We start from the raw sequence: 19,647 nt of genomic DNA on the forward strand, positions 1-19,647 counted from the left end.
TTAGATGCTCCCGATCTTGGCGCGGTTGATTTCGATCCAGTTTTCCAGATCGGCATCGCTCATCCATTCGGTGTTGTTGTCGCTGGCGTAAACAAAACCTTCAGGCACGCGCACACCATCTTTGATGCGTTTAGGGCAGTCGGCCCAACCATTGATGGTAGGCAGAATTTTGAAGTGTTCCGGGTATTCGTAGGTGTAGTAGGCGTCTTCAGCGCTGATCATCTGCTCATGCAGCTTTTCGCCTGGGCGGATACCGATAACTTTCTGCTCGGCTTCCGGGGCAACTACGCGGGCCAGATCAGTTACTTTCATCGACGGGATCTTTTTAACGTAGATCTCGCCGCCTTCCATATCTTCGAATGCGTGCCAAACCAGTTTTACTGCATCTTCCAGCGAGATCATGAAACGGGTCATGCGCTCATCTGTAATTGGCAGTACGCCCTTGTCCTTGATCGACATGAAGAACGGGATCACCGAACCACGCGAACCCATTACGTTGCCGTAACGAACTACAGAGAAGGTTGAGTCATGGCTGCCGGAATAGGAGTTGCCGGCGACGAACATTTTGTCGGAAGCCAGTTTAGTAGCACCGTACAAGTTGATCGGGCTGCTCGCCTTATCGGTAGACAGGGCAACGGTACGATGTACGCGCTTGTCAATACAGGCGTCGATCAGGTTCATGGCGCCATTGATATTGGTTTTTACGCATTCAAACGGGTTGTACTCGGCAGTCGGCACGATTTTGGTCGCAGCGGCATGCACTACATAGTCAACACCGTCCAGGGCGCGGTACAGACGCTCTTTATCGCGTACGTCGCCGATGAAGAAGCGTACTCGCGAGTCGCCCTCGAACTTCTTGGCCATGTCCCATTGTTTCATCTCGTCACGGGAGAAGATGATGATTTTTTTCGGGTTGTACTTGGCCAGGGTCATCGGTACGAAAGTATTACCGAAAGAGCCGGTGCCGCCAGTGACAAGAATCGTTTTGTTAGTAAGCATTCAACAGGTTCCTTTGTGAAATTCTTAAACAGTTGGGTGAGACGTTATCGATACTGCGCCGGAGTCAAACGGATAAAAGCCAGGCATTTCCACAGCAAAATTGACAAGAAGGCTATACATAGGCCCGCGGGTACTGCTTGCAGGGGCCAGTACTGGGACATCAGCCAGGTAGCGGGTATGAAAATCAGCAGGCTGGCTATATGGCTATGAATAATGGGGCGGTCGAGTCCTTGGGCATACAGTGCATAGTGCGGAATCATGCCCATCGAATAGATCAGCATGATTAGCAATGTCCAAGGGAATAGATTTTTATGCTCTGTATATAACGGCTTATCAAGCCAGAATAGTAGTGGGTCTATAACCAATAGCGCGACAATCGCGAATGCAGCTGAAAGTGTCAGTGTTTGCCATAGTAATGCTCGTACTTTTAAACGAAAAACATGGGCGTCTTTATTGTGATGCGCGCTGATAAGTTCAGGGTAGATAAATGCAAATACACCAGCATCTAGAAATGACATAAGTGCGCTGCTGATGCCAATGAATAATACATAAGCCCCAAGCGTTTCCATATTGGCCAGATCTGCAAACCAATAACGATCTATCGTGAATAAACCACGCAGAGCTAAAGTAGCTAGTAGCAAGGGGATCGCAACTTTCAGACCCTGGCCAATCCATTGCCAGTCAATTTTCTTATTCCATCCTGAAATTTTTAATTGCCTTAAACGGTATAGTCCTAATAGCAAGGCTAGGAAGCTGCCAGCTGTCCAGCTGCCCAGCACAATATTCAAGTCGCGAGTGTCGGGGCGAAAAAACATTAGCATTGTTACTAATACAGCCCAAATCCCAGAGCGCAGAAATAACATAGCGCTGGCGAGCAATTGCTCCGAAATGGCTATCAATAGACGACTTAATTCCTGGGTCAGGTGTTCTAGCACTAGTAGTACGAAAAACCAAGCCGCATAGTTCCAGGGTAAGATTTCTTTTATAAAAATCAGACTCAATAGTGGCAAAAATATGACATATAGCACCGCGGAGAGGGCTCCTTGGTCCACTAGTAATCCACCCCACTCGTGACGTTTTCGCTTGAGAATTTCACGAGTTGTGTAAGTGTAAAAGTCAAAACCCAGAAGGTAAAGTGCGTAGCCTATAGTTGCGGTCAGAAGACCATAGACCCCCAGCTCCTGTGGCTCAAGAAATTTTGCCAGAAAAAAAATCAACAAAAACTTACTAGCGAGAGTCGTGCCACGCAGAGCAATGTTGATAAATCGCATGAGGCTGTGCTTTGGCATGAATTATTGTGTCTTTTAATGGGCGAGCAAGTGATGGGGGCTTTTGAAAGAACAAAGTAGTGCCGAGAAAATTGAGTTTGTATCTGTGTCTTGTATCTGTTTCAGGCATGCTACCGCCCCAAGATTAAATGCTAGTCCTTGAGAGCGGGTTGATAGATTTTATTATGTGGTCAGGGTGATAAGTGAACCCCTTAAATCATTAAGGGGTCTATTGGGTTTTTAAAAAATTAGCTGTTAAACGCTATCTGATTTGTATTCGTAGTTGTAATAACCATATGCGCCATAGCCATACTTGGCGGATGCACGCTTCTCTACGCCATTGAAAATCGCGCCTTTTAGTTCAATGCCATTTTGGGCAAAACGACGCATGGTCAATTCAATTTCGCGTGCCGGGTTTAGCTCAAAACGAGTAACAATGAGGTTGGTGCCCGATTGGCGACCGACAATTGCGGCATCGGTAACGGCCAAGAATGGTGGTGTATCGAGAATTATCTGGTCGTACTTGGAGCTGATCAAGTCTAGGAACTCGCTGAAGTTTTTATGCATCAACAATTCGGACGGATTAGGCGGAATCTGTCCACGACCTATAACATCGAGGTTTTCGATTTCAGTTTTATGAATCGCGGTGTCAAGGTCGCAGCGTTTTGCCAGGTAGTCGGACAGCCCGTTCTCTACGGGAATACCGAACATCTTATGGATATAGCCTTTACGCATATCCACGTCGACCAGAAGTACTCGTTGGCCAGATTGTGCAATTACGGCGGCCAAGTTAGCGGAGACGAAAGACTTGCCGACCTTGGGGCTTGGGCCAGAAATCATCAGGCGGTTGTTGTTGGCTTCCAGCATGGCGAAGTGCAGGCTGGTGCGCAGGCTGCGCAGCCCTTCAATCGCCAGGTCCGTTGGATGGCTACTTGCCAGTAACGGAGTAGTGCGACTGCCACGACCGTTAGGGCTTTTTTCGTCTTCAACTTTCTGCAGTGAGCTAAACGGAATTGAGGCGTACACCGGCAAGCCAAGCTTCTCGATGTCATCCGGGTTTTCCACGCCGCGGTTAAGCGCCTTGCGAAACAGCACATAACCAATGGCCAAGAAGGCGCCGAGTAGAGTGGCAATCAGTACGATCAGGGCTTTCTTGGGTTTGACAGGGTTTCGCAGGTCTACATCGGCGGTGTCGATCAGGCGCACGTTGCCCACGGTACCTGCCCGCATAACGTCAAGTTCCTGAGATTTATTCAGCAACTGGGTATAAATCTCGGTGCTGACTTTCAAGTCGCGGGTCAGGCTCAGCAATTCTTGTTGGGTAGTAGGCAGCCCTTCAACTTGCTTGGCTAGCCGGTGCTGCTTGCTAGTCAGTTCGGCAAGTTGTCCCATCAACGCACGATAAGCTGGGTGCTGCGGGGTAAATTTTCGGTCCATCTCGGCTTGTTGTAATTTCAGGGTCGAGATATTGGTGTCCAGTGACACGATCTGGTCGAGAATCGCTTTGGCTTCAAGACTGATATCAATCGATTTACTGCGAATCTGGAACTGGTTCAACGCAGTTTCTGCTTTTTCCAGATCCTTGCGCACTTGGGGTAACTGATCTTTCAGAAAGCTGAGGCTTTGAGCTGCCTCAGCTGAAGTGCGTTCAATATTTTGCTGCACATACAGGCGTGCGATTTCATTAAGTATTTGAATGGCTTTGGCAGGGGTGGTGCTTTCCAGTGCCAGACCAATCATGCCGGATTCCTTGCCACGCTCAGCTACATCTAGCACCTTCTGGAAATTCAGGATACTAGTCAGGCGTGGGTAGCGAGTTACGCTGAAGGTGGTCCCGGGATTAGCTTGCAGTGCTTCAACTTGCAGCTTGATGCCATTCTGGTTGTAGATTTGCCCAACTTGGCTTTTGGCTAACAGGTTACCGTTCTCATCCAGCAATGTAAAACTGCCTGCATCACCGCTGACCAAGGTCAGCTCCTTGCCAAGCAGTTCATGGGGTAGCTCTAACTCACCGAGCTTCAGTTGCTCTCCACCCCAGGCATAACTATTCATGCCGAACAGTGGGCTAGCCACGCTGTTATCGGTTTCTGGCTTGAAGCGTCGGGCGACAAACTCGCCGATCAGTGGGAAGTAGTTGTTATTTACTTCAAGATCCAATTGCAAGTTATCGACCGCAGCGCCAATATTTTTGCGTGATTTTATGATTTCGATTTCTGTTGCTGACGGTGATTCTTTGCCGAGCATACTGCCGATATCTGAAAAGCCCAGCATGTCACTTTTTTTGGATTCAACCTGAATCAGCGCATTCGCCTGATACACCGGTGTCGCCAGCAGGGCATAAGCAACCCCCGCGGCCATAAAGACGCCAGTCACGCCAGCAATCAACCATTTGTGGTCGAGCAATGTGCCCAACAACCCCATCAGGTCAATTTCGTCGTTATCGTCATCTTGTTCATGGGGCTTTGTCACGGGTGCTTGCTGCATAGGTCGGTTCTTTTTCTTCAAATATAATTCGTGGAGTGACTCAACGCTTAATGCGCTGGGCCCATGCATTTACGGCGACGTCAATCAACGCGTACGCATGTTCAAAGGCTGGCTTGCCTTGACGGTACGGGTCTTTGATTTCGCGGTTGTCTTGCCATTTGCCCAGCAAAAAAACTTTGCCCCTTGCCTCTGGAGCGAGGCTTAGGACACCACCAATGTGCTGTTGTTCCATGACCAATATAAGATCGGCCTCATTGATGGATGCAGCCGTCAGTTGGCTGCCGCTGTGCTCGGTCAGCACGTTGCCGTGTTCTTCGAGGACAGCACGGGCGGTGGCTTCGATGGGCTTGTTTTTGAGTGCACTGAGGCCTGCGGAGCTCACGACGATGTCGGAGGGCGCAAGTGCGACCCGCAAGAGGTGTTCGGCGGTAGGGCTGCGGCAAATATTGCCAATGCAGACAATCATGATTCGTTTAAACAAGGCAGCTTCCTTTGTGCCAAACATGCTCAGCCTGCGAGAGCACTTAACGAATCGTCACGACCAATATCCCCTATCCAGGGAATGGCGGTGCCTATCAATAAAGGCTGCCCTCATCAGTTTGAGTGGCTATGGCCTGGGCTGGAGCACAGGTGCTCCCGCTTTATTACGGATAAAGGGTCGGTACGAAGTTGAACACTTAAAATATTAACTGTGAAGCGAATGCAATATCAACCTTTAAATCAGCAGATGATTTTATTCGAGCTATATAGATGCTTTTCAATAAATATTGCCCGACAATAAATAACATTTTGCCCTTCCTGACCAAAAATAACCCTCGCCAAAGGCCGATATCTCGGGCTTTGCGCGCTGCTGGGTGGGGTTCCGCCTGGGGTTGTCAGGTCTATTGTCATGGGGGTCCTGGTGGCGAGGCGGAACCTTGTCGGCGCAAAAGTGGTTTTTCGGCAGGGTCTGTCTGGTGCGGATTTGCGACCAGTGCTCGGCTGTCTTTTGTAATGGTGGCAATATGATATATGCCAATAAGTTGACTCTATAAATCTGTCGCGACAAATGGCCGTTATTGGTAAGGCCATGATTATTGTTTTTCAATAAGGGCATATATAACCGTCGCCTCATTATTCAAACCGTTTAGTTATTGCATGTATCCACGACTGAACCACTGTTTTGTTACCAAAGCATGACTTGCAGGGGCGTTGTGGTCATTGCGGGTGTCGACGATGCTCCTCCCATGGCCGCCTGGTGTTGCGGTAAGGGGTTTTTGAGCGAGGGAGTGTTTGCGTCTGGCGTGGTGAAGGGCTCGTAACAGTGCTTTACTGCACCCTTAATATGGACAAAAAACGCCGAGCAAGGATGCAGCAGATCGGGCATAAACCCGCCTTCACAGCCGCTTATTTGAGCGCTATCCATGTCCAATACCTCTGCCACACTCTTGATTGTTGACGACGATGCCGAAGTTCGTAATCTGCTGGAAATCCTGTTGCAAGAGCAGGGCTATCGCACGTTGACTGCCAGCACGGGTGAGCAGGCCTTGGCCCTGGTTGCCCAGCAGCCACCGGATTTGATCCTGCTCGACGCCATGATGCCGGACACGAATGGCTATCAAGTCGCCCGCCAGCTCAAGGCCAGCGCATCTACTGCAAATATCCCGATAATCATGCTCTCGGGCCTGGGTGAGCAAAGTGCCCGACTTTTGGGGTTGGAGGCGGGTGCCGAGGATTTCCTCTGCAAGCCGTTTGCCAGTGACGAGTTATGGTTGCGGGTGCGCAACTTGTTGCGGCTCAAGGCGTTTGGTGACTATCAGGCAGTCCATACCCTGATGCTTGAGCAGCAACTGCAAAAACGCACTCTGGATCTGGAGCGGTTCCGTTCCGCAATGGGCTCCGATGAGCGTTTGCTGAAAATGGCCAACTACGACCCGTTGACCGGGTTGCCCAATCGCAACCTGTTTTACACCACGTTGCAGATGGGCCTGACCCAGGCGGCGCTCAGGGGTTGGCAATTGGCTGTGGTCACGGTTGGTCTGAATGATTTCAAGAGTATCAACCTGACCTGGGGGCATTTGCTGGGGGATCAGGTGCTGGGTGAGTTCAGTCAGCGCTTGTCCAACTGCCTGAATGTCAGCGACACCCTGGGTCGGATGGATGGTGACGAACTGGCATTGATCCTGATGATCCGCAAGGGTCAGGCCGGCCCGCGCCAAATGGTGGATCGCATACGCGAAGTATTGCGTGAACCGTTCAAGCTGCAGGGCAATGACATCCCGATGACGGCGAATATCGGTATTGCGCTGTACCCGGACGATGGCGCCGACGCGCATCGTCTGGTCAAGCATGCGAATACGGCCATGGGGCTGGCCAAGCAGGCGGGCAGGGATACTTACCGTTTTTACACGGCGCAAATGAATGTCGAGGTTCTGGCGCGTCAGGAGCTGGAAACCGCGTTGCGTGATGCCGTGCGCAAGCAGGCGTTCGAAGTGTTTTACCAGCCTAAAATCAGTCTGAGTGACGGCCGTATTTGCGGGGTCGAGGCGCTGTTGCGTTGGCCGCGGCCTGCGGGGGAGGCTGTGTCCCCGGCGGTATTTGTGCCTGTGCTCGAGAGCCTTGGGCTCATATCTCGCGTGGGGCAGTGGGTGATTGATCGCGTGTGTAGCCAGATAGCGCACTGGCAGAGCACGGGGTTGGGGGCGGTGGAAGTTGCCGTCAATGTTTCGGCGCTGCAGATCAGCGAAGGCGACTTGATTGACGATATACAGCGCTCGCTCAAAGCCCATCAGCTCGAGCCGCAATGGCTCGAGGTTGAGTTGACAGAGGGCTCGCTGATGGAAAATACCCCGCATACGATTGCCAGCCTGCTGACGCTGCGGGATATCGGGGTGAAAATTTCCATTGATGACTTCGGTACGGGGTACTCAAGCCTTGCGTACCTGAGTCGTTTTCCCATCGATAAACTGAAAATCGATATCGCGTTTATTCGTGAGGTTACCTTCAATCCTCAAGACGCTGCGATTGCCCGCACGATTATTGAGTTGGCTCATAGCCTCAACTTGCAGGTTATCGCGGAGGGCGTAGAGACTCGTGAGCAGTTGGCATTCCTGACGGATAACGGCTGTGATCAGGTGCAAGGCTATCTGTTTTGTCGGCCTCTGCCTGCGCGCGAGCTGGAAGCCTTGTTGCGGGATCCGCGCAGCTTTATCTGAGCCTGTGTGGGCGATGATTTGGTTGCCCACCCTACTGTGGGAGCGAGCCTGCTCGCGAAGGTATCAAGGGCATCGCGATTATCCAGCAAGCACGCGGTATCGTTATTGGCCTTCGCGAGCAGGCTCGCTCCCACAGAGGCGCCGCGATATCTGTGCGCACAGTTATCCCTGCAGCAGCGCCAAAATCCGTTTGCCCAGCGCCTCGGCGCTGGCTTGTGACTCAATATTGGCAAACCCCAGCAGCAGTCCCGACGTTTTTTCGCCCAGCTGGCTCCACTCGCTCAGAGCTTCTGCAGAGAGGCCATCTTGCTGCATGCGTTCGACCAGTTGTGTGTCTGACTGTTGCCCATCAAGGCGCAGGATCAAGTGCATGCCGCCCGGATTGCTGTCGATGTGTACATGGTTGCCCAGCACTTTTTGTAAGCCGTTTACGGTGAAGGCCCTGCGCTCGCTATAGAGTTTGCGCATACGCTGGATATGCCGCGCGAAATGGCCTTCGCTCATAAAGGTCGCAACAATGGCCTGGGTGAGCTCCGGGCAGCTGCTGCGCAAGGTCTGGCTGGCGTGTTGAAAGCATTCGATCTGAGCCTGCGGGATCACCAGGTAGGCCAGGCGCAATCCCGGAAACAGTACTTTGCTGAATGTGCCGCTGTAGAGCACTCGTCCATCGCGGTCCAGGCTTTTCAGTGCTGGCAGCGGGCGGCTGATGTAGCGGTATTCACCGTCGTAGTCGTCTTCGATGATCCAGGCTTTGTGCCGATTGGCCCATGCCAGCAGTTCCAGCCTGCGCGCCAGTGAGAGTGACACGCACAGCGGGCTTTGATGAGCGGGGGTGACCACGGCCGCCTGCGCAACAATGTCCGCAGAAGGTCCGCGCATTCCGTCCTGGTCGACGGGCAGGGCGACGGTGTGTATTTGCAGTTGTTCCAGCAATTGGCGGGTAGGTGGGTAGCCGGGGTCTTCAATCAGCACTCGATCCGCAGGCTTGAGTAGCGCGTGGGTGATAAGTGACAAGCTGTCTCGGTAGCCCGAGGTGATAAACACCTGTTCAGGCGAGCAGGCAATGCCGCGGGAAACCTGCAGATAGCTGGCTATGGCTGCGCGCAATGCTTGCAAGCCAGGCCCTGAAGGGTTGGCCATGTCCTGGGCGCGGGTGCTGCGTACGCAGCGTGCGCCGATTTGGGCCCAGATTTTTTTCGGGAAGGCATCCAGTGCGGGCAGGCCCATTTGAAAGGGCAGGGTTGCAGGTGGGTGCCGGGTGACCGGGCTGGCTTGGGGGCTGCGAGTGTCTGGTGCAGGTTTGATCGTGATGTCCGGCGCCACGATGGTCCCGGCCTGGCCGCGAGCTTGCAGGTAGCCCTCCGAGGTCAGGAGTGAATATGCGGTGTCGATGGTGCCTCTGGCCAGCCCTAGCTCCTTGGCCAGCGCTCGGGCGGCAGGTACGCGTTCTCCCGGAGCCAGCAAGCCATTGGCGATGGCATCCCGGAAGCGCCAGTAGAGTTGCCGGTAGATGGGCTCGCTGGAGGTCGGGTCGAGGGGCGAGAAGCGTGATGCGGGGGTTGTCATTGGCTAGCCTTGTTCTTGATCCCTGGGTTGGAGTGATCATGGCCTGGAGATAAAGGTAAATCATGGCTCTTTTGGACAGGTCCAAGAAACCGCACTATGGCGTCACTTAAACAGCCAATGCAAGGGCCAGTCATGAATCAACGTATCGATTATTCCAAGGCGTCACCCGAGGGCTCCAAAGCGTTTGGTGGCGTGCATGTATATCTGCAAAACAGCGGTTTTCCCAAGGCGCTGATTGATCTGGTTTACCTACGGGTTTCGCAAATCAATGGCTGCGCGTACTGCATCGACCTGCATTCGCGGGATTTGCTCAAGGCTGGTCTGGCGGTCGAAAAGCTGGTGCTGGTGCCCGTATGGCACGAAGCCGGAGCACTGTTCACCACCCGTGAGCAGGTTGCGCTGGCCTGGGCCGAAACAGTTACTCGAGTTGCTGAAACCGGGATTCCGGATGCGGATTACCAGGCCGCTGCAGATGAGTTCGACGACAAAGAGCTGGCGGATTTGACCTATGCAATCGGGTTGATGAATGCCTACAACCGTTTTGGTGTTGCCTTCCGCCTGAAGCCTGCCGCCGCACGGGTTTGAGCTGCGCTTAAAGCCCGCGGTTGCTCTTGATCAGCTCATAGGCCCGACGCACCAGCGGGTTCACGGTATTGGCGCGAATCCACAGGTAGTAGGTCACGTCCGGCAGGCGGGGCAGGCCATCGTTTTCACCGAGAACGCGCATGTCCGGGCCGAGCATTTCCATGCTTCTTGGGGTCACCCCGAGCCCTGCGCGGATTGCCGCCTTGATACCTATCAGGTTCGATGCCAGGTACGCCTGGCGCCAGGCGATATTAGCCTGCTCCAGGGCCTCCAGAGCATAGCGCCGATAAATGCTCGGTTCATCCACCAGAATCAGTGGCAACGGTTCGCCGGGGTTGTGCGCGTATTGCGCCGAGCAGATCCACCACACCGGGGACGTGCGCAGGGGGAAACCTTCGAGGTTCGGTCCCTGGCGTGTGGAAATCACCATGTCGACCTTACCCCGGTGCAGGTCGTCCATCAGGAACGGACTGCGGCCGACATCAATCTCCAGGCGCAAGCGCGGTGCCGAGCGGGCGATATGGCTGAGGATCGGCGGCAGGATGGTGTCGGCAATATCGTGGGGCGATCCAATGCGCAGCACGCCACTGAGACTGCTTTCGCGCAGGGAGCTCAAAACATCATCGTTGAGGGCTAGCATTTGCCGCGCATGGCGCAGTAATTGTTGGCCCGCTTCGGTGAGTGTTTTTTGTCGCCCGCGTTTCTCGAACAGGCCGACCCCGACCTGCTGCTCCAGGCGCTGCATCTGCTGGGTGACTGAGGATTGGGTGCGGGCCAGTTGGGTGCCGGCCTGGGCAAAGCCGTGGTGATCGACCACGGCTATAAAGGTGCGCAGTAATTCGAGATCAAGGGTCGACATGGCGTTTTTTGAGCTGCCTTGTATCAAGGGAGTGAACTTAAAGATTACATATTCTTATGTATTTGTTGAGTGTGTTTTTGGAGGGATGGAGTCATGTCCAATAAATACGGGGATATGCATTTTTAGTCTGTCCTTGGAGTGCGTAGAGTTATAACGATATTAGATATTTGCATTTCCGTTGCTTCAGCGCTGTACCTAGGATGCTCGCTTATCAGATCGGGGAACGCCGATCATCCATAAGGGGATATCCATGTTTGAGCGCTCACCCGTTACCCGTTTGTTGCCTGTCATGCTGGGCGCCCTGATCTCCCTTGCGGGAACCACGGCGGCCCACGCCGATGCGACGCTGGACAAAATCGAGCAACGGCATGTGCTGGTGGTCGGTGTGCTGCTTTCTGGTGGCCCCTTTGGCGGGATCGATCCTGCAACCCAAAAACCGCGAGGTTTGAATGTTGATCTTGCGCAAGAGTTGGGGCGCCAACTGGGGGCGCAGGTGCAACTGGTACCTGTGTTGCCTGCCAACCGCGTGCAGTTCTTGCAGCAGGGTAAAGTCGACCTGCTGATCGCCAATATGGAGTGGACACCTGAGCGTGGTGAGATCCTCGGCTCCGTGCCCACGCCGTTTTACCGCGTTGGCGGGAGCGCAGCGGTGCTCAAGGACAGCCCCATCGCCCGTTGGGAAGATTTGAAAGACCAGCCGGTGTGCACCTCCCAGGGCAGCAGTTACGTCAAGCCGCTGACCGAATTCGGGGCGCAGATCAAGGCATTCAAAAGCTCATCGGAGTCGTTGTTGGCACTGCGCGGCAACAACTGCGTAGCTGCCGTGCATGACGCCACGCTGATCAATCCGCTGCTTGCCGACTCTGCCGAATGGCAGGGCTATCGTGCCTTGACCCCCGAGCTGAACCCGGCGCCCTCAGTGATCTGGACCCGGCGTGGAGAAACCGACACCCAGGCCAGGCTCGACCCCATTGTCCAGGAGCTGCATCGCAGCGGCTGGCTGATCGAGGCCCAGACCCGTAACCACATCACCCCCGCATCACCGGCACTGGTGGAGTTGCAACAGAAGTTCCAGGCCAGCGGCGCCTGAAATCGTGAATCACTGGTTAGAGTTTTTCGTCCACTGGGCTTCCAGCCTAGGCCTCAACTACGGTTTTCTGCTGGATGCCTACCCGCGCTCAACCTTGGCGCAGGGGGCGCTGACCACGTTGTGGCTGTGCCTGCTGACTATCATCGGCAGTTTGCTGACGGGGTTGGGGCTGGCGGCGTTGTTGACCTCGGGCAAGCGCGCGCTGGCAGTCCCGGCGCGGGTGTTTATTGAAGTCACGCGCAATACCCCGACGCTGGTGCAGTTGTACTGCGCCTTTCTGGTGCTGAACATGCTGCTCAATCAGGCCGTAGGCACGGCCAACCCGCTGACGCCCTTTGCCTGGGTGGTAATCGTGATTTCGCTGCACAAAGGAGCGTTCCATGCAGAAGCCTTGCGCGCCGGTATCGAGGCGGTGCCGGCCGTGACCCTCGAGGCCGCCAGATCGCTGGCCTTCAGCAACCGCCAGTTGCTGTGGAACGTGCAACTGCCGCTGGCCCTGCGCTTTGCCTTGCCGTCGTTGATCAACAACCTGATCGATCTGGTGAAGATGACAGCTGTGGCCTCTGCCATTGCGGTGGGGGACATCACCTATTCGGCGATCATGATCTGGACCCAGAGCGATAACGTGCTGGAGCTGATGATTCTGTTGCTGGGCTTTTATGGGTTGCTGAGCTTTATCGTCAACTGCGTGGGGCGCTACCTTGAAGCGCGCCTGAGGATGCCCGGTTATGGCCATTGAGTCGGTATGCATGGCCTTGCTGCAATGGTCGCCCGCGCTGATCGCAGGCTTTGGCCAAAATATTCTGATCAGCCTGCTGGCCATCGGCCTGGGGACAGTGCTGGGCTTACTGGTGGGGATGCTGGCGTTATCGCCGTGGCGTCTGCTGCGCTTGCCTGCGCGGCTCTGGGTGCAAGTTTTTCGCAATGCGCCCTGGCTGGTGCTGATTTACTTCACGACCTATGTGTTTCCGTTCGAAATCCATGTTGGCAGCGCTTACATCCCGTTCCCGGACTGGGTCAAGGTCACTATCGGCCTGGCATTGCCGGCGAGCGCCAATGTGGCTGAGATCCTGCGCGGGGCTGTTGCCTCGATCCCCGGTACACAGTGGGAGGCCGCACGCTCACTGGCTTTCAGTCGCTGGCAGATTGCTGTCTCGATCATTATGCCGCAATGCCTGAAACGCATGCTGGCGCCGTGGATGAACCTCTACGCGGTCGTCACCATGGGTACGGCGCTGGCGTCGCTGGTGGGCGTACATGACGTGATCGACACCGCACAAATTGCCAGCAATACCGTCAACCTGACCGGGTTTACCGTACTGGTTTACCTGAGTCTGCTGGTGTTGTTCTTTGCGTATTGCTATCCGATTTCCCGACTGACCCAACGCCTGGAGCGACGTTATGCCTTCTATTGAATCCGTCGTCGAGCCTCTGGTCAGCCTGCGCGATGTACACCTGGCATTTGCCGGTAACCCGGTGCTCAAAGGAATCAATCTTGATGTCTATCCAGGTCAAGCGGTATCGATCATTGGTCCTTCGGGCTCGGGCAAGTCGACGATCCTGCGCTGCATCACCGGCTTGTTGCAGCCCCAGCGTGGGCAGATCCGGGTTGCCGACACGCGGGTTGACGCCCTGACCCGCGAGGCCCAGCGTATTGAGTTGCGCAAACGCGTGGGCTTTGTGTTCCAGCAGTACAACCTGTTCCCGCATTTGTCGGTGCTGCAAAACCTGATGATTGCGCCGCGTAAGGTGCTGGGGCGTAACCGTATCGATGCTGAGAAAGACGCCCGGGCCCTTCTGGCCAAGGTGCGTATGGAGCACAAGGCCGATGCGTATCCGGGGCAATTGTCCGGCGGCCAGCAACAACGGGTGGCGATTGCCCGGGCGTTAACGATGCGCCCGCAACTGATCTTGTTCGATGAGGTCACCTCAGCCCTTGACCCCGAGACCGTCGGCGAAGTGCTGACGGTGATTCGCGAACTGACGCAGGAGGGCATGACTTGTGTGCTGGTGACCCATGAAATGCGCTTTGCCGAGGAAATCAGCGATGTCGTGTACTTCACTGAAAATGGCGTGATTGTCGAGCACGGCAGCGCCGAACAGATTTTTGAACACCCTGCCAACGAGCGCACCCGGGAGTTTCTACGTCACGCCCTGGGTGCACCGGCGCGGCGTGGGCCTATCGTCAGCGACCCGTATCTGTTGACTAATCTGAGCCGCTACAGCCTGTCCGTGTAACACCGAGGAGCTACTTTATGAGTACCGATAACCGTGCTGTCGTCATCGAGGATTTCCTGCAGAAAATCCGCCTTATCAACCAGCGCGGTGTAGACCGCGAGGCACTGGAACACATCGTCACCTTGCTCGAAGACCTGGCCGAGCGCCGTGACCTGTTCAATTTCGAGCATTTCCCGGCACCTGTGCCGGGGCAGGGCAGTACCGCGTTTCGCTACCGCCTCAATGACGATGGCGATACTCCGACGTTGTACCTGAACTCGCTGTTGCCAGGCAAAAGCACCTTGGCGCACAACCATGAAACCTGGGCCATTATCAGTGCGGTTGAAGGCCAGGAAATAAACTACGTCTACCGGCGCAGCGATGAGGGGCGCGAGCCGGGCTTCACCTCTCTGCATCTGGAGCGTGAAGTGATCGTGCAGCCCGGCACTTCGATCTCGTTTCTGGGTGATGACCTGCACGGGATAAAGGTCGAGGGCGAGCAGGCGACCTTGCATTTCCATCTTTACGGCCTGCCGCTGGAGTCCCTGAACGGACGTTATGGCGTCGATGCCCAAGGGCGGATTCTCAATTACAACGCCTCGCAAATGGCCCCGTCGATCAAGGCCTACTGAACACCGACCACGGTCAATAATTCAATTTTTCAGACGGGACATTTATGAGCCAGACCCTCACACCCGGGCAGTTGCAGCAGTGGTTGTTCGACGGGCATGAAATTGCCCTGTTTGACGTACGCGAACACGGCCAGTATGGCGAAGCTCATCTGTTTTACGGGGTTAATCTGCCCTATAGCCGCCTTGAGCTGGAGGCGCGGCGGCTGGCGCCCAATCTTCAGGTACGGCTGGTGATCTACGATCAGGACGGCGGCGCCGTGGCCGCCGCTGCCGCGGGGCGTTTGCTGGCGCTGGGTTATGCGCAGGTGCACATTCTCGACGGTGGCGCCGATGGCTGGCAGGCCGCCGGGCTGCAACTGTTCGCCGGGGTGCATGTGCCGTCCAAGGCCTTTGGCGAACGGGTGGAAGAGACCAGCCATACGCCGCATATCAGCGCCCAGGAACTGGCCCGCTGGCAAGCTGGCGGTGCGCCGCTGGTGGTGCTCGATGGTCGCCCGTTCGATGAATACCGCAAAATGACCATCCCCGGTTCGATCTGCTGTCCGAACGGTGAGCTGGGCTATCGGGTGCATGATCTGGTGCCGGACGACAGCACGCCGATCGTGGTCAATTGCGCCGGTCGTACCCGCAGCATCATTGGCGCCCAGACGTTGATCAATCTGGGCCTTAAAAACCCGATCTACGCTCTGGAAAACGGCACTCAGGGCTGGTTTCTGCAAGACCTTGAACTTGAGCACGGCAGTAGCCGTCGTTATACCGATGCCGTATCAGCGCAGCGCTTGCCTGAACAGCGATTGGCAGCAGAGCAACTGGCGCAACGGGCCGGGGTGCTCAGCGTTAATGCAGCGAAGGTTGAACAGTGGGTCGCAGACGTCGGGCGTAGCCTGTTTGTGTGCGATGTGCGTACCGCCGAGGAGTTCGCGGCAGGCAGCTTGCCGGGTGCGCAACACACACCGGGCGGGCAGTTGATCCAGTCCACCGATTTGTATATCGGCGTGCGTCAGGCGCGGGTGGTGCTGGTCGATAGCGATGGCATCCGCGCACCTGTCGTCGCCAGTTGGTTGCGGCAGTTGGGGCATGAGGCTTATGTGCTGACAGGTGGGGTGAACAGCGGCCTGGTGCTGCCTGTGCTGGATGCGCCCATCGTGCAGGCCCTGCCATTGATCAGCCCGCAGGCTTTGGCCCAAGCCTTGAAGAATGACGCAGTAGCGCTGATTGACCTGCGTCCGAGCATGGCCTGGCGCAAAGCGCATATTGCCGGTTCGCGTTGGTCGACCCGCCCGCTGCTGGTAGCTGAGCCGCGTCCGTTGGTGATGATCGCGGATGATCCGCGTCTGGCGGCATTGGCGGTTCAGCAGTTACCGGATGCACAGCGTCAGCAGGTGCGACTGCTGGACGGTGGCGTTGATGCCTGGCGCGCCGCCGGTTTTAGTCTGCATGCTGATACCGGCACATTGCCTGATGCGCAGTGCATCGACTTTCTGTTTTTCACCCATGACCGCCATGCGGGCAACAAGGACGCCGCGCGTCAGTATCTGGCCTGGGAAACCGGTTTGCTGGCGCAGATGAGTGCCGCCGAGATTGCCGGTTTCAAACTGCTCCCGGCGCAGCAGAGCGGTGTACGTACCCGGTTGGTACATGCGGCACGTACCGAAAAAGGCCCGGGCGGTCGAGCGGTCAATGTGCCGGTTACACGGGTGAGCACGGTGCTGTTCGACAGCATGGCGCAGATGCGCGACGCCCGTAACCGGCGCGACAGCGAGCGCGTCCTGAGCTACGGCGCCAGGGGCAACCCCACGGCCTTCGCCCTGGAAGATCTGGTCACCGAGCTTGAGGGAGGCTATCGCACCCGGCTGTTCGGCACCGGTCTGGCCGCCATCGCGCAGACCTTTTTGGCCTACCTGCGTCCCGGCGATCATGTGTTGATTACCGACGCGGTATACGCCCCCGTGCGGCATCTGGCGCTGGAGCTGTTGGCGCCGTTTGGTATCGAGGTCAGCTACTTCGCGCCTGACGGTCACGACCTGCATGGCAAGCTGCAAGCCAATACCAGAATGGTCTACACCGAAGTACCCGGTTCGTTGTTGTACGAACTCAGCGACCTGCCAGCCATCGCCGCGCTGTGCAAGCCAAGGGGCATCCTGCTGGCCGTGGACAACACCTGGGGGTCGGGTTATTTGTATCGGCCGCTGGCGTTGGGGGCTGATATTTCGATCATGGCTCTGACCAAATACCTGTGCGGGCACAGCGACGTGATGATGGGTAGCGTGTGTACCCTGCAATCGGCCTGGCGACCGCTGATGTCGATGAGTGACACCTGCGGGACCACCGTCAGCCCGGATGACGCTTATCTGGTACTGCGTGGCGCCCGTACCCTGGCGCCGCGGCTGGAGGTGCATGAGCGCCAGGCACTGCAAATCGCCCGCTGGCTACAGGCGCAACCACAGGTGAAACAGGTTTTCCATCCGGCGTTGCCCGAGCATCCTGGCCATGCCTTGTGGAGGCGGGATTTTACCGGGAGCAACGGTCTGCTTTCGTTTGAGCTGGGTGATGTTGATGAGCGTTACGTCGAGCGTTTTATCGATGCGTTGCAGTTATTTGGGCTGGGTGCGTCGTGGGGGGGGTATGAAAGCCTGGTGATCAAGGGCGACCTCAAGGACCGCGAGAGTGCGCAGGATCGGGCATTGAACCCGGTCCTGCGGTTGCATATAGGGCTTGAGGACGTGGGAGCGTTGATTGAGGATTTGCAGCGAGGGTTTGCGGCTGCGCAGCCGAACGCAGCCTCGTTTGACTCGACAGCGGCTACAAGGATGTAGCCGCTGACGAGCCTCGGCGAGGCTGCGTTCGGCGACGAAGTCGTCGTGAAATCAGACGCTATGGTGTGCCAGCTGAATCCGGTACCGCGGCTGCGATCAATGGGAATGACGCGGTACTTCTGATCCCCGGCAACCTACCAGAAAGTCAAAGTCGCAGCCCTGGTCGGCCTGCATCACATGGTCGATATACAGTTGGCGATAACCGCCTATCAGCAATTTTTGCGGCGGTTCTATATCGGCCAGGCGCGCTGCCAGTTCTGCATCGCTGATATCCAGATGCAAGCGCCCGCTGGCGCAGTCCAGTTCAATCCAGTCACCTTCCTGCACGGCAGCCAACGGTCCGCCCGCAGCCGCTTCCGGCGCTACGTGCAACACCACGGTGCCGTACGCGGTGCCGCTCATCCGAGCGTCCGAAATACGTACCATATCGGTCACGCCCTGGGCCAGCAGTTTGGCCGGCAGGCCCATGTTGCCAACCTCAGCCATACCCGGATAACCCTTGGGCCCACAGTTTTTCATCACCAGAATTGAATCCGCCGTGACCTCCAGCTCCGGGTCGTTGATCCGCGCTTTGTACATGTCGAAGTTTTCAAACACCACGGCTTGCCCGCGATGTTTCATCAGCGCCGGGGTCGCAGCCGAAGGCTTGAGCACCGCGCCCAACGGCGCCAGGTTGCCGCGCAATACGCAAATACCGCCGTCCGCCACCAAAGGGTTTTCAATGGCGCGGATCACTTCGTCGTCGCCATAAATCGGCGAGTTCTTGACGTTTTCCCATAGGCTTTTGCCGTTGACGGTCAAGGCGTCAGGATGCGGAATCAGGTTGTTTTCGCCCAGGCGGCGCAATACCGCAGGCAGGCCGCCCGCGTAGTAGAACTCTTCCATCAGAAAACGTCCCGATGGCTGCAAGTCCACCAGGGTAGGGGTGCCACGGCCGATGCGGGTCCAGTCGTCCAGCTCCAGATCTACACCGATGCGCCCGGCGATGGCTTTCAGGTGAATCACCGCGTTGGTCGAACCACCGATGGCGGCGTTGACCCGGATCGCGTTTTCAAAAGCTTCCTTGGTCAGCACCTTGGATAGGCGCAGGTCTTCGCGCACCATCTCCACGGCCCGCATGCCGGACATGTGGGCCAGTACATAGCGACGCGAATCCACCGCCGGAATCGCCGCGTTATGCGGTAGCGAAGTACCCAGCGCTTCGGCCATGCAGGCCATGGTCGATGCCGTGCCCATGGTGTTGCAGGTGCCTGCGGAGCGCGACATGCCGGCTTCAGCCGAGAGGAATTCGTCGAGGCTGATATTCCCCGCTTTATAGGATTCGTGCATTTGCCAGACGATGGTCCCGGCGCCGATATCCTTGCCCTTGTGCTTGCCGTTAAGCATCGGCCCGCCGGTGACCACGATGGCGGGCACGTCACAGCTGGCCGCGCCCATCAGCAGGGCCGGGGTGGTTTTGTCGCAGCCGGTCAACAGCACCACGCCGTCAATCGGGTTGCCCCGGATCGCTTCTTCCACATCCATGCTCGCCAGGTTGCGGGTCAGCATGGCGGTAGGGCGCAGGTTGGATTCGCCGTTGGAGAACACCGGGAACTCCACTGGCCAGCCGCCAGCCTCGATCACGCCGCGTTTGACGTGTTCTGCGATGGTTCGAAAGTGTGCGTTGCACGGGGTCAGTTCCGACCAGGTATTGCAGATGCCGATGATTGGCTTGCCCTGAAACTGATGGTCGGGGATGCCCTGATTCTTCATCCAGCTGCGGTACATAAAGCCGTTTTTATCCGCGCTGCCAAACCATTGGGCCGAACGCAGTGGAGGGGTTTTATCAGACATGGCGGACATCTCTTATTGTATGACTAATTGGTTTTTATTGATGCAACATAACCCATATATAGTCGTTGGTGAAGAGTTGTTGGGTAAATAGTATTACTATATAG

At 56.2% G+C, this 19,647-nt stretch carries 15 protein-coding genes; 8 read left to right on the forward strand and 7 right to left on the reverse strand.

Annotated elements, in window-relative coordinates:
- The 4 genes from pseB to N7D90_RS10145 form a co-directional block, all read right to left on the reverse strand.
- On the reverse strand, positions 1-999 hold the full coding sequence (pseB, locus tag N7D90_RS10130) for a UDP-N-acetylglucosamine 4,6-dehydratase (inverting) (protein ID WP_235574709.1): 999 nt from the start codon (positions 997-999) through the stop codon (positions 1-3).
- 44 nt (positions 1,000-1,043) lie between these two features.
- On the reverse strand, positions 1,044-2,270 hold the full coding sequence (locus tag N7D90_RS10135) for a lipopolysaccharide biosynthesis protein (RefSeq protein ID WP_261742025.1): 1,227 nt from the start codon (positions 2,268-2,270) through the stop codon (positions 1,044-1,046).
- Between the two features lie 252 nt (positions 2,271-2,522).
- Complete coding sequence (locus tag N7D90_RS10140; protein ID WP_261742026.1) at positions 2,523-4,751, reverse strand: polysaccharide biosynthesis tyrosine autokinase; 2,229 nt, start codon at positions 4,749-4,751, stop codon at positions 2,523-2,525.
- A 40-nt stretch (positions 4,752-4,791) separates the two neighbouring features.
- Positions 4,792-5,232, reverse strand: coding sequence for a low molecular weight protein-tyrosine-phosphatase (locus N7D90_RS10145; protein WP_261742027.1), 441 nt, complete (start codon positions 5,230-5,232; stop codon positions 4,792-4,794).
- A 922-nt stretch (positions 5,233-6,154) separates the two neighbouring features.
- Here N7D90_RS10145 and N7D90_RS10150 point away from each other — a divergent pair.
- Entirely contained in the window at positions 6,155-7,945 is a 1,791-nt protein-coding gene (locus tag N7D90_RS10150) for a putative bifunctional diguanylate cyclase/phosphodiesterase (RefSeq protein ID WP_261742028.1), read from the forward strand.
- 162 nt (positions 7,946-8,107) lie between these two features.
- On the opposite strand, the gene N7D90_RS10155 is transcribed toward N7D90_RS10150, so the two are convergent.
- Positions 8,108-9,511 (reverse strand): PLP-dependent aminotransferase family protein, encoded by a 1,404-nt coding sequence (locus N7D90_RS10155; protein ID WP_261742029.1) that lies wholly within the window; start codon positions 9,509-9,511, stop codon positions 8,108-8,110.
- 132 nt (positions 9,512-9,643) lie between these two features.
- Here N7D90_RS10155 and N7D90_RS10160 point away from each other — a divergent pair, with 132 nt between their 5' ends.
- Complete coding sequence (locus N7D90_RS10160; protein ID WP_261742030.1) at positions 9,644-10,096, forward strand: carboxymuconolactone decarboxylase family protein; 453 nt, start codon at positions 9,644-9,646, stop codon at positions 10,094-10,096.
- Between the two features lie 7 nt (positions 10,097-10,103).
- On the opposite strand, the gene N7D90_RS10165 is transcribed toward N7D90_RS10160, so the two are convergent.
- Complete coding sequence (locus N7D90_RS10165; RefSeq protein ID WP_261742031.1) at positions 10,104-10,955, reverse strand: LysR substrate-binding domain-containing protein; 852 nt, start codon at positions 10,953-10,955, stop codon at positions 10,104-10,106.
- Between the two features lie 250 nt (positions 10,956-11,205).
- On the opposite strand from N7D90_RS10165, the gene N7D90_RS10170 reads away from it, so the two are divergent.
- From N7D90_RS10170 to metC, 6 genes are read left to right on the forward strand one after another with little or no spacing between them, the layout of a single operon-like run.
- Positions 11,206-12,045, forward strand: a complete 840-nt coding sequence (locus N7D90_RS10170) for a transporter substrate-binding domain-containing protein (RefSeq protein WP_261742032.1) — start codon at positions 11,206-11,208, stop codon at positions 12,043-12,045.
- A 4-nt stretch (positions 12,046-12,049) separates the two neighbouring features.
- Positions 12,050-12,784, forward strand: coding sequence for an amino acid ABC transporter permease (locus N7D90_RS10175; protein ID WP_261742033.1), 735 nt, complete (start codon positions 12,050-12,052; stop codon positions 12,782-12,784).
- Positions 12,774-13,460 (forward strand): amino acid ABC transporter permease, encoded by a 687-nt coding sequence (locus tag N7D90_RS10180; protein WP_261742034.1) that lies wholly within the window; start codon positions 12,774-12,776, stop codon positions 13,458-13,460. Before N7D90_RS10175 ends, N7D90_RS10180 begins: the two co-directional genes overlap by 11 nt.
- Positions 13,447-14,283 (forward strand): amino acid ABC transporter ATP-binding protein, encoded by an 837-nt coding sequence (locus N7D90_RS10185; protein WP_261742035.1) that lies wholly within the window; start codon positions 13,447-13,449, stop codon positions 14,281-14,283. The genes N7D90_RS10180 and N7D90_RS10185 overlap by 14 nt, the downstream gene beginning before the upstream one ends.
- A 17-nt stretch (positions 14,284-14,300) precedes the next feature.
- A complete protein-coding gene (locus N7D90_RS10190; RefSeq protein WP_261742036.1) occupies positions 14,301-14,894 on the forward strand; it encodes a cysteine dioxygenase in 594 nt (197 codons plus the stop codon).
- A 44-nt stretch (positions 14,895-14,938) separates the two neighbouring features.
- Positions 14,939-17,710, forward strand: coding sequence for a cystathionine beta-lyase (gene metC / locus N7D90_RS10195; RefSeq protein ID WP_261742037.1), 2,772 nt, complete (start codon positions 14,939-14,941; stop codon positions 17,708-17,710).
- Positions 17,711-17,806: 96 nt separating this feature from the next.
- Here the strand turns inward: metC and N7D90_RS10200 are convergent, their stop codons facing one another.
- Positions 17,807-19,543, reverse strand: a complete 1,737-nt coding sequence (locus N7D90_RS10200) for an IlvD/Edd family dehydratase (RefSeq protein WP_261742038.1) — start codon at positions 19,541-19,543, stop codon at positions 17,807-17,809.
- Positions 19,544-19,647 lie beyond the last annotated feature (104 nt).

The organism is Pseudomonas fragi, from assembly GCF_025426255.1.
Taxonomy (GTDB): Bacteria; Pseudomonadota; Gammaproteobacteria; order Pseudomonadales; family Pseudomonadaceae; genus Aquipseudomonas; species Aquipseudomonas kulmbachensis.